This is a genomic window from Enterobacter sp. PL1 (genome assembly GCF_945957325.1).
Lineage (GTDB): Bacteria > Pseudomonadota > Gammaproteobacteria > Enterobacterales > Enterobacteriaceae > Enterobacter > Enterobacter roggenkampii.
Window position 1 is genome coordinate 83,566 of the sequence record NZ_CAMFKT010000003.1, and the last position, 12,001, is coordinate 95,566.

Consider the following 12,001-nt stretch of genomic DNA (forward strand, 5'->3'; position numbering starts at 1 on the left):
ACGCTATGGAACTGACTCCCAGAGAAAAAGACAAGCTGTTGCTGTTCACCGCCGCGCTGGTTGCCGAACGCCGCCTTGCGCGCGGGGTAAAGCTCAATTACCCGGAATCGGTCGCGCTGATCAGCGCCTTCATCATGGAAGGCGCGCGCGATGGCGAAACCGTCGCCTCGCTGATGGAGGCGGGCCGCCACGTCCTGACGCGCGACCAGGTGATGGAGGGCGTGCCGGAGATGATCCCGGACATTCAGGTGGAAGCCACCTTCCCGGACGGATCCAAGCTCGTCACCGTCCACAACCCGATCGTCTAAGGAGCGCGTGATGATCCCAGGCGAATACCAGATCCAGCCCGGCACGATTGCTATCAACGTCGGGCGCGAAACCCAAACCGTGATTGTCGAAAACCACGGCGACAGGCCGATCCAGGTCGGATCGCACTATCACTTTTACGAGGTCAACCCGGCGCTGAAGTTTGACCGTGAGGCGACCCGAGGCTACCGGTTAAACATCCCGGCAGGCACCGCCGTGCGCTTTGAGCCCGGCCAGAAGCGGGAAGTGACGCTGGTTCAGGTCTCGGGTGCGCAGCGCATTGTCGGCTTTCGCGGCGAGGTAATGGGCGAGGTGAAACATGGCTGAGATTTCGCGCCAGGCTTACGCCGATATGTTCGGCCCCACCACCGGAGATAAAGTCCGGCTGGCCGACAGCGAGCTGTGGATTGAAGTGGAAGACGATCTCACGATCTACGGCGAAGAGGTCAAGTTCGGCGGCGGGAAGGTGATCCGCGACGGCATGGGTCAGGGGCAGATGACCGCAGACGACTGCGTGGATCTGGTGCTGACCAACGCGCTGATCGTCGATCACTGGGGGATCGTGAAAGCCGATATCGGCGTCAAGAACGGGCGGATCTTTGCCGTCGGTAAAGCCGGGAACCCGGACATCCAGCCCGGCGTGACGATCCCGATTGGTGCCGCAACCGAAGTCATCGCCGCCGAAGGGAAGATCGTCACCGCAGGCGGGATCGACACCCACATCCACTGGATCTGCCCGCAGCAGGCGGAAGAGGCGCTGGTCTCCGGCGTTACCACCATGATCGGCGGCGGCACCGGTCCGGCGGCAGGCACCAACGCCACCACCTGTACGCCGGGGCCGTGGTATATCGCCCGCATGCTGCAGGCTGCCGATACGCTGCCGGTGAATATTGGCCTGCTCGGCAAGGGGAACGGCTCCAACCCGGATGCCCTGCGCGAGCAGATTGCCGCGGGCGCCATCGGGCTGAAGATCCACGAAGACTGGGGCGCGACGCCTGCGGCGATCAACTGCTCGCTGGAGGTGGCCGAAGAGATGGACATTCAGGTGGCGCTGCACAGCGACACGCTGAACGAGTCCGGGTTTGTCGAAGACACGCTGGCGGCTATCGCCGGGCGTACAATCCACACCTTCCACACCGAAGGGGCGGGCGGCGGCCACGCGCCGGATATCATCACCGCCTGCGCGCACCCGAATATTCTGCCCTCTTCCACCAACCCGACCTTGCCCTACACGGTGAACACCATCGACGAGCATCTCGACATGCTGATGGTTTGCCATCACCTCGATCCGGATATCGCCGAGGACGTGGCGTTTGCCGAATCCCGCATTCGTCGGGAGACCATCGCCGCGGAAGACGTGCTGCACGACATCGGCGCGTTTTCGCTCACGTCGTCAGACTCGCAGGCCATGGGCCGCGTCGGGGAAGTGATTATCCGCACCTGGCAGGTCGCGCACCGCATGAAGGTCCAGCGCGGCGCGCTGCCGGAAGAGACCGGCGAAAACGACAATTTCCGCGTCAAGCGCTACGTCGCCAAATACACCATTAACCCGGCGCTGACCCACGGTATCGCCCATGAAGTCGGTTCGATTGAGGCGGGCAAGCTGGCAGATCTGGTGGTCTGGTCCCCGGCGTTCTTCGGCGTCAAGCCCGCCACCATCGTCAAGGGCGGGATGATCGCCTGCGCGCCGATGGGCGACATCAACGCCTCGATCCCCACGCCACAGCCGGTGCATTACCGCCCGATGTTTGGATCGCTGGGCGCCGCGCGCCACGCTACGCGGCTGACGTTTGTCTCGCAGGCCGCCAGTGCGAACGGCATCCCGCAGCAGCTCAACCTGCAGAGCGCCACGGCGGTGGTGAAAGGCTGCCGGACGGTGAAAAAGGCCGACATGATCCATAACGCTCTGCAACCGAACATCACCGTCGACTCGCAAACCTACGAGGTGCGCGTCGACGGCGAACTGATAACCAGCGAACCGGCTGACGTTCTGCCGATGGCGCAACGCTATTTCCTGTTTTGAGGAGTGATGATGATTTATCTGACCCAACGTCTGGACCACGCGCACCCGACTACCGCCAGCGTCACGCTGCCGATTGACGTGCGGGTGAAAAGCCGCGCCCGCGTAGCGCTGAACGACGGGCGCGAAGCCGGGCTGATGCTGCCGCGCGGCCTGCTGCTGCGCGGGGGGGACCTGCTGACCACCGACGACGGCAGCGAAGTGATCGAAGTGATCGCCGCGGCTGAGTCCGTCTCCGTGGTGCGCTGCGCCGACCCGTTCCTGCTGGCCCGCGCCTGCTACCACCTGGGCAACCGCCACGTGCCGCTGCAGGTGATGCCCGGCGAGCTGCGCTATCACCACGATCACGTTCTCGACGATATGCTGCGCCAGTTTGGGCTGGAGGTGACCTACGCCAGCCTGCCGTTTGAACCGGAAGCGGGCGCGTATGCCAGCGATGCCCACAGCCATAGCCACGCTCACGCCCATTCACATTAAGGATCCATCATGCGCAAGTTACTCCCCCTGTTACTGCTGGCTTTTTCCGTTCCCGCGCTCGCGCATCCCGGCCACGGTGCCGACAGCTTTCAGGCCGGTTTTTTCCATCCGCTGACCGGGCTCGATCATCTCCTGATGCTAGCGGGCGCAGGCGTGCTCTCGGCGCTGAGCGGCCGCAAGCTCCTGCTGCCGTTTGCCACCCTCGGGATGATGCTTGTCGGCGCCATCGCAGGCAGCCTGCTCGGCGGCTTTAGCGGCATGGAGATGCTGATTATCGCCTCGCTGGCGGTCAGCGGCGTGATGATGTTTAAGACTGAAAACCGTCTGCTGCTCGCGGTGCCTGCCCTGGCGATGTTCCACGGCTGGGCGCACGGCGTGGAGATGTCCGGCCATAGCTTCTGGCTGTTCACCAGCGGGTTTATGTTCGCCAGCGCCACGGTGCTGTGCGCCAGTTTCGCCGCAGGCTTGCTGCTGCGCCGTCACGACGGTCTGCGTAAAACCTTCGGCGGCGGGCTGATCGTCTCCGCCCTGCTGGCGCTGATGAGCTGATGGAGCACGCCCGCCAGTGGCTGCGCCTGATGCAGCTCTCCAGCAGCAGCCTGCCGGTCGGGTCGTTTACCTGGTCGCAGGGGCTGGAGTGGGCCGTGGAGGCGGGCTGGGTCGCGAACGTCGACGCCTTTAAACGCTGGCAGATCCAGCAGATGGAGCAGAGTTTTTTCTGCGTCGATCTGCCGCTGTTTCACCGCCTCTGCCAGGCCTGCAATCGGAACGACCTGGCGACGGCCAGACGCTGGACGGCATACCTGCTCGCCTGTCGGGAAACGCGCGAGCTGCGCGAAGAAGAACGCAACCGCGGAGCGGCCTTTACGCGTCTCATCAAAAGCTGGGAGCCGGACTGCCCGGCAGAATGGCTGGCGCTGTGCAGGCAAAGCCAGCTCTGCGGCATGGCGTGGCTCGGCGTGCGCTGGGGCATTGACGTGCGCGAGCTGGCGCTGAGCCTCGGTTACAGCTGGATTGAGAGCGCGGTCATGGCAGGCGTCAAGCTGGTGCCGTTTGGGCAGCAGGCGGCGCAGCAGCTGATTATCGAGCTGAGCGACTATTTTGCCGCCGGGCTTGAACAGGCCTTTTTACGTCGCGACGACGCGCTGGGAGCAGCTACGCCGCTGTCCGCCATCGCCTCCGCGCGCCACGAAACCCAATATTCACGACTATTCCGTTCCTGAGGAGTCAACATGGCTGATTACAAACATCCCCTGCGCGTGGGCGTGGGTGGCCCGGTAGGGTCGGGCAAAACCGCGCTGCTGGAAGCGCTCTGCAAGGCAATGCGCGACACATATCACCTGGCGGTGGTGACCAACGATATCTACACCAAAGAGGATCAGCGCATCCTGACCGAGGCGGGCGCGCTGGCACCGGAGCGCATCGTGGGCGTGGAGACCGGCGGCTGCCCGCATACCGCTATCCGCGAAGACGCCTCGATGAACCTGGCGGCGGTGGAAGCGCTCAGCGAGAAGTTCGGCAATCTGGATCTGATCTTCGTGGAAAGCGGCGGGGACAACCTGAGCGCGACCTTCAGCCCGGAGCTGGCGGATCTGACCATCTACGTGATTGACGTGGCCGAAGGGGAAAAAATTCCGCGCAAGGGCGGGCCGGGGATCACCAAGTCCGATTTTCTGGTGATTAACAAAACCGATCTCGCGCCGTACGTGGGGGCGTCGCTGGAGGTGATGGAGCGCGACACCAACCGCATGCGCGGCGAGCGTCCATGGACCTTTACCAACCTGAAAGCGGGAGACGGTCTGGGGACAATTATTGCGTTTCTGGAAGAGAAAGGGATGCTGCGGGTGTAGTGCAGGTTATTGCCGGGTGGCGGCTTCGCCTGACCCGGCCTACGGTTTTGTAGGCCCGGTAAGCGCAGCGCCACCGGGCAAAAAAACTCACGCCTCAGGCAGTTCCGCCAGCGGCCAGCGCGGACGCACGGACACGCTCAGGTCAGACGTTGCGCCAGCGTTCAGGCGCACCATACCGGCGTAGGCAATCATCGCCCCGTTATCGGTACAGAATTCGGGACGGGCGTAGAACACTTCCCCACGACGCTTTTGCATCATCTCGGCGAGCTTCGCGCGCAGCGTGCGGTTGGCGCTGACGCCGCCCGCCATCACCAGACGCTTGAAGCCGGTCTGATCCAGCGCGCGCTTGCACTTGATCATCAGCGTATCCACCACCGCATCTTCAAACGCGCGGGCGATATCGGCGCGGGTCTGCTCGCTGTCGTCGTTATTGCGGATCGTGTTGGCCGCGAAGGTTTTCAGCCCGGAGAAGCTGAAGTCCAGCCCCGGACGGTCGGTCATCGGACGCGGGAAGACAAAGCGCCCTTCCGTTCCCTGCGCCGCCATTTTGGACAGCATCGGGCCGCCTGGGTAATCCAGCCCCAGCAGCTTGGCGGTTTTGTCGAACGCTTCACCGGCAGCGTCGTCGATTGACTCGCCCAGCAGCTCGTACTTGCCAATGCCCGTGACGCTAATCAGCTGCGTATGGCCGCCGGAGACCAGCAGCGCCACAAACGGAAATTCAGGCGGATTCTCTTCCAGCATCGGCGCCAGAAGGTGCCCTTCCATATGGTGAACCGGGATGGCCGGCACATCCCACGCGAAGGCCAGCGAACGGCCAACCGTCGCGCCAACCAGCAGCGCGCCGACCAGACCCGGCCCCGCGGTGTAGGCCACGGCATCAATATCGGTTGAACTTAACCCGGCCTCTTTCAGCGCCGCCTGAATCAGGGGAACCGTTTTACGCACGTGGTCACGAGAGGCCAGTTCAGGCACGACGCCGCCGTAGTCAGCGTGCAATTTCACCTGACTATACAGTTGGTTGGCCAGAAGCCCTTTTTCGTCGTCGTAAATGGCGATGCCGGTTTCATCGCAGGATGTTTCAATACCCAGTACACGCATGACTTGTTTTACCTCGTTTCAATACCGCGCAGTGTAGAGCCTGGGCGGGTTGATGTAAAACTTTGTTCGCCCCAGGAAGAAGGCTCGTGTATACTCCTCACCCTTATTAAAGTCCCTTTCAAAATCGCATCGGTGCTTTACAAAGCAGCAGCATTTGCAGTAAAATTCCGCACCATTTTGAAATAAGCTGGCGTTGATGCCAGCGGCAAACCGAATTTATTAAAGGTGAGAGTTACATGCCGGTAATTAAAGTACGTGAAAACGAGCCGTTCGACGTAGCACTGCGTCGCTTCAAACGTTCATGCGAGAAAGCAGGTGTTCTGGCTGAAGTTCGTCGTCGTGAGTTTTATGAAAAACCAACGACCGAACGTAAGCGCGCTAAAGCTTCCGCTGTGAAACGTCACGCGAAGAAACTGGCTCGCGAAAACGCACGCCGTACTCGTCTGTACTAATTGGTTGAGGGCCTCAGCCCTCAATTGACAGACAGAGTAGTAGTCGTAAGGCCGTGCTTCCGGAAGGAATGCGCGGCTTGTTTTCGTTTATAAGTCGCTTAAATTTTGGGGCATATGGCCGGAAGAATCCCACGCGTTTTCATCAATGACCTGCTCGCCAGAACCGACATCGTCGATCTCATCGACGCGCGGGTAAAGCTGAAGAAGCAGGGCAAGAATTACCATGCGTGCTGTCCGTTCCATAACGAAAAAACCCCCTCCTTCACCGTAAACGGTGAAAAGCAGTTTTACCATTGCTTCGGCTGTGGTGCTCACGGTAATGCCGTCGATTTTTTAATGAACTACGACAAGCTCGAGTTCGTTGAAACCGTCGAAGAGCTGGCGGCAATGCATAACCTTGAAGTGCCGTATGAAGCAGGCAGTGGGCCAAGTCAGATCGAGCGCCATCAACGGCAAACGCTGTATCAACTGATGGATGGCCTGAATTCGTTTTACCAACAGTCTCTTAAGCACTCTGCGGCTGAACCTGCGCGTCAGTATCTGAACAAGCGCGGACTGAGCGACGATGTCATTGCGCGTTTCGCTATTGGCTACGCCCCGCCCGGCTGGGACAACGTGTTAAAGCGTTTTGGCGGCAATAGCGAAGATCGTAAGTCTCTCATCGATGCAGGCATGCTGGTCACCAACGACCAGGGACGAAGCTACGACCGCTTCCGCGAACGGGTAATGTTCCCAATCCGCGACAAGCGAGGCCGGGTAATTGGTTTTGGTGGTCGCGTGCTGGGTGATGCCCTGCCGAAGTACCTCAACTCCCCGGAAACCGATATTTTCCATAAGGGCCGCCAGCTTTACGGCCTTTATGAGGCGCAGCAGGATAACGCGGAACCTCCGCGTCTTCTGGTCGTCGAAGGCTATATGGACGTCGTTGCGCTGGCGCAGTACGACATTAACTACGCGGTTGCGTCGTTAGGAACGTCCACGACGGCGGATCACATCCAGCTGCTGTTCCGCGTGACCAACAACGTGATTTGTTGTTACGACGGAGACCGCGCCGGACGCGATGCCGCCTGGCGCGCGCTGGAAACCGCGCTACCCTATATGACCGACGGGCGTCAGTTGCGCTTTATGTTCCTGCCCGACGGTGAAGACCCGGATACGCTGGTGCGTAAAGAGGGCAAAGCGGCATTTGAAGCGCGGATGGAGCAGGCACAGCCACTCTCCACGTTTTTGTTTAACAGCCTGATGCCGCAGGTTGATTTGAGTACCCCTGACGGGCGCGCGCAGCTCAGCACGCTGGCGCTGCCGTTAATCAGTCAGGTGCCCGGCGAAACGCTGCGCATCTACCTGCGTCAGGAGTTAGGCAACAAGCTCGGCATTCTGGATGACAGCCAGCTTGAACGTTTAATGCCTAAACAGGCTGAAAACGGTGCGGTTCGCCCCGCGCCTCAGCTAAAACGCACAACCATGCGTATACTGATAGGGTTACTGGTACAAAACCCCGAGCTGGCGCCACAGGTGCCGTCGCTGGCGGGTTTGAACCACGAAAAATTGCCCGGGCTTGGCTTATTTTCAGAACTGGTTAACACGTGTTTGTCTCAGCCAGGTCTGACCACCGGACAACTTTTAGAGCATTATCGCGGCACAAAAGAGGCCGCTACCCTTGAAAAATTGTCGATGTGGGACGATATAGCAGATAAGGACATTGCAGAAAAAACGTTCACCGACTCACTCAACCATATGTTTGATTCGATGCTTGAGCTGCGCCAGGAAGAGTTGATAGCTCGCGAGCGCACACACGGTTTGAGCAGCGAAGAACGCCGGGAGCTCTGGATGATTAACCAGGAACTGGCGAAGAAATAAATAAATTTAACGGCTTAAGTGCCGAATATCGATCGGGAAGCCCCCGGCAGCCGCACTGAGAGGCAGCGGCAAAAATATAAGTACGCCCTCGCTTTAAAGGTTGGCAGCCCCATCGCCGACACCAATCAAACGAATTAAGTGTGGATACCGTCTTATGGAGCAAAACCCGCAGTCACAGCTGAAACTTCTTGTCCAACGTGGTAAGGAGCAAGGCTATCTGACCTATGCCGAGGTCAATGACCATCTGCCGGAAGATATCGTCGATTCAGATCAAATCGAAGACATCATCCAAATGATCAATGACATGGGCATTCAGGTGATGGAAGAAGCACCGGATGCCGATGATCTGTTGCTGGCTGAAACCTCCAACAACACTGACGAAGATGCGGAAGAAGCTGCTGCACAGGTACTGTCCAGCGTGGAATCTGAAATCGGGCGTACCACTGACCCGGTCCGCATGTACATGCGCGAAATGGGTACCGTTGAACTGTTGACCCGCGAAGGCGAAATTGACATCGCAAAACGCATCGAAGACGGGATCAACCAGGTTCAGTGCTCTGTTGCCGAGTACCCGGAAGCGATCACCTATCTGCTGGAGCAGTACGATCGCGTTGAAGCGGAAGAAGCGCGCCTGTCTGACCTGATCACCGGTTTTGTCGACCCGAACGCTGAAGAAGATATGGCGCCTACCGCCACTCACGTCGGTTCTGAACTGTCTCAGGAAGAGATGGATGATGACGAAGACGAAGATGAGGAAGAGAGCGACGACGACAGCGCCGATGATGACAACAGCATCGACCCGGAACTGGCGCGCGAGAAGTTTGCCGAGCTGCGTACTCAGTACGAAGTGACGCGTGACACCATCAAAGCGAAAGGCCGCAGCCACGCAGCCGCTCAGGAAGAGATCCTGAAACTGTCTGAAGTGTTCAAACAGTTCCGCCTGGTGCCAAAACAGTTCGACTACCTGGTGAACAGCATGCGCGTGATGATGGATCGCGTACGTACCCAGGAACGCATCATCATGAAGCTGTGCGTTGAGCAGTGCAAAATGCCGAAGAAGAACTTCATCACCCTCTTCACCGGCAACGAAACCAGCGAAACCTGGTTCAACGCGGCTATCGCGATGAACAAGCCGTGGTCTGAAAAGCTGCACGACGTGAAAGAAGACGTGTATCGCGGCCTGCAGAAGCTGCAGCAGATTGAAGAAGAGACCGGCCTGACCATCGAGCAGGTTAAAGATATCAACCGTCGCATGTCCATCGGTGAAGCGAAAGCCCGCCGTGCGAAGAAAGAGATGGTTGAAGCGAACTTGCGTCTGGTTATCTCTATCGCCAAGAAATACACCAACCGCGGTCTGCAGTTCCTGGATCTGATTCAGGAAGGCAACATCGGTCTGATGAAAGCGGTAGATAAGTTTGAATACCGTCGTGGTTACAAGTTCTCCACCTACGCAACCTGGTGGATCCGTCAGGCTATCACCCGCTCTATCGCGGATCAGGCGCGCACCATCCGTATTCCGGTGCATATGATTGAGACCATCAACAAGCTCAACCGTATTTCCCGCCAGATGCTGCAGGAGATGGGTCGCGAGCCGACGCCGGAAGAGCTGGCCGAGCGCATGCTGATGCCGGAAGACAAGATCCGTAAGGTACTGAAGATCGCCAAAGAGCCAATCTCCATGGAAACACCAATCGGTGATGATGAAGATTCGCATCTGGGTGATTTCATCGAGGATACCACCCTCGAGCTGCCGCTTGACTCTGCCACCACCGAGAGCCTGCGTGCCGCAACGCACGATGTTCTGGCTGGCCTGACCGCCCGTGAAGCGAAAGTCCTGCGTATGCGTTTCGGTATCGATATGAACACCGACCACACGCTGGAAGAAGTGGGTAAACAGTTCGACGTTACCCGCGAACGTATCCGTCAGATCGAAGCGAAGGCGCTGCGTAAGCTGCGTCACCCAAGCCGCTCTGAAGTGCTGCGTAGCTTCCTGGACGACTAATCTGTTCTGACAGTGAAAAAGCTCCCCTCGGGGAGCTTTTTTTATTGCCTCGACCTGTGGGAAAGGGTCAGGGTGAGGGCATCAGGCCGTAGAGGTCCCTAAAGCCCCCGCACCATCAGCGCCTCATCCAGCTCCCTGTAGGCCTCCACCAGCTTGTCCAGCGTCGCCCTGTTGAGCCCGCTCGGGTTCGGCAACACCCACACCTGCGTAACGCCAATCATGATGCTCTGCTTACCCCACTTAGCCCCACGCTGGCTGAATGCCTGCTCGTAGGCCTGCTTGCCGAGGATCGCCAGCGCGGCCGGCTGGTAGTCTTCAATCTTCTTCACCAGCTCCCGCCCGCCGCTGCGCAGTTCATGCAGGTTGACCTCGCTTGCCTGTACCGTCGGCCGCTCGACCAGCATGGTAATTCCGCAGCGCGTGTCCAGCAGATGCTGCTCCTCTTCGGGCTTGAGTAACCTGTCGGTAAACCCGGCCTGGTAGATCACCTTCCAGAAGCGATTGCCCGGATGGGCAAAGTGAAAACCGGTGTGCGCCGAGGACTTGCCCGGGTTGATTCCGCAGAACACCACCCGCAGGCCAGGGGCCAGAATGTCGTTGATCATCTTTACTCCCGCTGATACATCGTTATGGAAGTATAAAGGATTGATTATGCGTTGTTTATAAAAACAGCAGGCAGGTGTGAATGGCTGGATTGCTGCGGGGAGTTACTTTATAATTCACCGCCACGGCCCCTTAGCTCAGTGGTTAGAGCAGGCGACTCATAATCGCTTGGTCGCTGGTTCAAGTCCAGCAGGGGCCACCAAATTTTCCCTTTAGTATCAGCAATATATCCATCGCAAATCCTTGTAAAACTAGCTGTTCTCTTCCGTTGTGTCGCAAAAGTGTCGCACGACTTAGCCACTGCGAGCCAACGCACCAACATTTCAAACGACGAGTTAGAGGAAAATGGAAAGAAAAATTCCGCAGCCTTTAGTGTCAGTTGTAGCCGATCACATATCATCCGTAGAAACCCACGCTAGTTTAGATAGTCTTTTTTTCTATGCCGATGCTCCGGGAGATGCTCCCGAAGGTTCAAAGCATGTAAAAGCTTTAGAATGGTTACGTAGAATTAATAAAGTATGCGAAGACCCTTTATCGGTACTCGGCAAGTTGATCGAGGGATACATGGAGAGTGAGGAATCTTACCCTACACCATCGCCGTTCAGCTTTCTTGCAGATAACAAAAACGAGCCAACCTTCAAAGAAAACGTAAATAAAATGTTGGCTAAATACGGTTTTTCTTATATGACAGGCGGCTTTATTGCTTCTGGTGGATCGAAGCCATCGCTATCATTGCAAGAGGCAATTGTAGGTAGAAACATGCCCGCGATTGAAATGGAATTCAATCGAGCCCTGGAGCACATTCAAAAAGAGCCAAAAGAATCAGTTTCGGCTGCATGTAACATTCTTGAATCTGTATGCAAAATTTATATTACAGACGAAGGTTTACAAATGCCCGCCAAACAAGACCTTCAGAGCGTCTGGAAGGTAGTGAAAGATAGTTTAGGTATGAATCCACAAGTCATTGAGGATAATGATCTGCGCAGAATCCTCACAGGATTGTTCTCTATAGTAGATGGTATTGGCGCTTTTCGTACACATGCCAGCACAGCACACGGCGCAGGAAGAAAGTCCTATAAGGTTCTGCCTCGCCATGCAAGGCTTGCAATTAACTCAGCTCATACGCTTGTTTTGTATATTCTTGAGTCATGGGACGAGAGGAAAAAGAAAGAATAGATTTCAGTTTTTATATAACAGATTACTGTCCACAAACCCGCACCCTACTTGGTTTCGCGGGTTTCTATTTCCCTCCTCGCACCAACATAACTTGATCCATTCAACTCACAAAAATCAAAAAATATTCATATTTTTCTGGATGTTAAGCTCACAA

Annotated in this window: 13 protein-coding genes and 1 tRNA gene; 12 read left to right on the forward strand and 2 right to left on the reverse strand. The window is 57.4% G+C overall.

Annotation, left to right across the window (positions count from 1 at the left end; genetic code table 11):
• Positions 1-5 precede the first annotated feature (5 nt).
• Genes N6P30_RS03765 through ureG form a run of 7 tightly spaced genes read left to right on the forward strand, consistent with a single transcriptional unit; the run spans position 6 to position 4,653 of the window.
• Positions 6-308, forward strand: a complete 303-nt coding sequence (locus tag N6P30_RS03765) for an urease subunit gamma (RefSeq protein WP_003862556.1) — start codon at positions 6-8, stop codon at positions 306-308.
• A gap of 10 nt (positions 309-318) precedes the next feature.
• Positions 319-633 carry an urease subunit beta gene (locus tag N6P30_RS03770; RefSeq protein ID WP_023294581.1) on the forward strand — a complete coding sequence of 105 codons (315 nt, stop codon included), beginning with the start codon at positions 319-321 and terminating at the stop codon, positions 631-633.
• On the forward strand, positions 626-2,329 hold the full coding sequence (gene ureC, locus N6P30_RS03775) for an urease subunit alpha (protein WP_023294582.1): 1,704 nt from the start codon (positions 626-628) through the stop codon (positions 2,327-2,329). Before N6P30_RS03770 ends, ureC begins: the two co-directional genes overlap by 8 nt.
• Before the next feature lie 9 nt (positions 2,330-2,338).
• Positions 2,339-2,803 (forward strand): urease accessory protein UreE, encoded by a 465-nt coding sequence (gene ureE / locus N6P30_RS03780; RefSeq protein WP_023294583.1) that lies wholly within the window; start codon positions 2,339-2,341, stop codon positions 2,801-2,803.
• Positions 2,804-2,812: 9 nt separating this feature from the next.
• On the forward strand, positions 2,813-3,352 hold the full coding sequence (locus tag N6P30_RS03785) for a HupE/UreJ family protein (protein WP_021242324.1): 540 nt from the start codon (positions 2,813-2,815) through the stop codon (positions 3,350-3,352).
• Entirely contained in the window at positions 3,352-4,026 is a 675-nt protein-coding gene (locus N6P30_RS03790) for an urease accessory protein UreF (protein WP_023294584.1), read from the forward strand. Before N6P30_RS03785 ends, N6P30_RS03790 begins: the two co-directional genes overlap by 1 nt.
• Before the next feature lie 9 nt (positions 4,027-4,035).
• Positions 4,036-4,653 (forward strand): urease accessory protein UreG, encoded by a 618-nt coding sequence (ureG, locus tag N6P30_RS03795; RefSeq protein WP_008503187.1) that lies wholly within the window; start codon positions 4,036-4,038, stop codon positions 4,651-4,653.
• A gap of 87 nt (positions 4,654-4,740) precedes the next feature.
• Here ureG and tsaD read toward each other — a convergent pair whose 3' ends face one another.
• Positions 4,741-5,754, reverse strand: coding sequence for a tRNA (adenosine(37)-N6)-threonylcarbamoyltransferase complex transferase subunit TsaD (gene tsaD / locus N6P30_RS03800; protein ID WP_008503186.1), 1,014 nt, complete (start codon positions 5,752-5,754; stop codon positions 4,741-4,743).
• A 236-nt stretch (positions 5,755-5,990) separates the two neighbouring features.
• Here tsaD and rpsU point away from each other — a divergent pair, with 236 nt between their 5' ends.
• The 3 genes from rpsU to rpoD all read left to right on the forward strand — a co-directional run bounded on the left by rpsU (position 5,991) and on the right by rpoD (position 10,068).
• A complete protein-coding gene (gene rpsU / locus N6P30_RS03805; RefSeq protein WP_001144069.1) occupies positions 5,991-6,206 on the forward strand; it encodes a 30S ribosomal protein S21 in 216 nt (71 codons plus the stop codon).
• Between the two features lie 114 nt (positions 6,207-6,320).
• Positions 6,321-8,066: a DNA primase gene (dnaG, locus tag N6P30_RS03810; RefSeq protein WP_023294585.1), complete on the forward strand. Its 1,746-nt coding sequence runs from the start codon at positions 6,321-6,323 to the stop codon at positions 8,064-8,066.
• A gap of 154 nt (positions 8,067-8,220) precedes the next feature.
• The gene (gene rpoD, locus N6P30_RS03815) at positions 8,221-10,068 is read left to right on the forward strand and encodes an RNA polymerase sigma factor RpoD (protein ID WP_008503184.1); all 1,848 of its coding nucleotides are present in this window, start codon (positions 8,221-8,223) and stop codon (positions 10,066-10,068) included.
• Between the two features lie 98 nt (positions 10,069-10,166).
• Here the strand turns inward: rpoD and mug are convergent, their stop codons facing one another.
• Entirely contained in the window at positions 10,167-10,673 is a 507-nt protein-coding gene (mug, locus tag N6P30_RS03820; protein WP_008503183.1) for a G/U mismatch-specific DNA glycosylase, read from the reverse strand.
• A 124-nt stretch (positions 10,674-10,797) separates the two neighbouring features.
• Here mug and N6P30_RS03825 point away from each other — a divergent pair.
• A tRNA-Ile gene (locus N6P30_RS03825) sits at positions 10,798-10,873 on the forward strand.
• A 143-nt stretch (positions 10,874-11,016) separates the two neighbouring features.
• Positions 11,017-11,847 carry an abortive infection family protein gene (locus tag N6P30_RS03830; RefSeq protein WP_023294610.1) on the forward strand — a complete coding sequence of 277 codons (831 nt, stop codon included), beginning with the start codon at positions 11,017-11,019 and terminating at the stop codon, positions 11,845-11,847.
• Positions 11,848-12,001 lie beyond the last annotated feature (154 nt).

Coding starts and splice junctions, on each gene's coding strand:
- N6P30_RS03790 (WP_023294584.1), top strand. CDS start 3,352: ATGGAGCACGCCCGCCAGTGGCTGCGCCTGATGCAGCTCTCCAGCAGC.
- N6P30_RS03830 (WP_023294610.1), top strand. CDS start 11,017: ATGGAAAGAAAAATTCCGCAGCCTTTAGTGTCAGTTGTAGCCGATCAC.
- tsaD (WP_008503186.1), bottom strand. CDS start 5,754: ATGCGTGTACTGGGTATTGAAACATCCTGCGATGAAACCGGCATCGCC.
- mug (WP_008503183.1), bottom strand. CDS start 10,673: ATGATCAACGACATTCTGGCCCCTGGCCTGCGGGTGGTGTTCTGCGGA.
- ureE (WP_023294583.1), top strand. CDS start 2,339: ATGATTTATCTGACCCAACGTCTGGACCACGCGCACCCGACTACCGCC.
- N6P30_RS03770 (WP_023294581.1), top strand. CDS start 319: ATGATCCCAGGCGAATACCAGATCCAGCCCGGCACGATTGCTATCAAC.
- ureG (WP_008503187.1), top strand. CDS start 4,036: ATGGCTGATTACAAACATCCCCTGCGCGTGGGCGTGGGTGGCCCGGTA.
- dnaG (WP_023294585.1), top strand. CDS start 6,321: ATGGCCGGAAGAATCCCACGCGTTTTCATCAATGACCTGCTCGCCAGA.
- N6P30_RS03765 (WP_003862556.1), top strand. CDS start 6: ATGGAACTGACTCCCAGAGAAAAAGACAAGCTGTTGCTGTTCACCGCC.
- rpoD (WP_008503184.1), top strand. CDS start 8,221: ATGGAGCAAAACCCGCAGTCACAGCTGAAACTTCTTGTCCAACGTGGT.
- N6P30_RS03785 (WP_021242324.1), top strand. CDS start 2,813: ATGCGCAAGTTACTCCCCCTGTTACTGCTGGCTTTTTCCGTTCCCGCG.
- rpsU (WP_001144069.1), top strand. CDS start 5,991: ATGCCGGTAATTAAAGTACGTGAAAACGAGCCGTTCGACGTAGCACTG.
- ureC (WP_023294582.1), top strand. CDS start 626: ATGGCTGAGATTTCGCGCCAGGCTTACGCCGATATGTTCGGCCCCACC.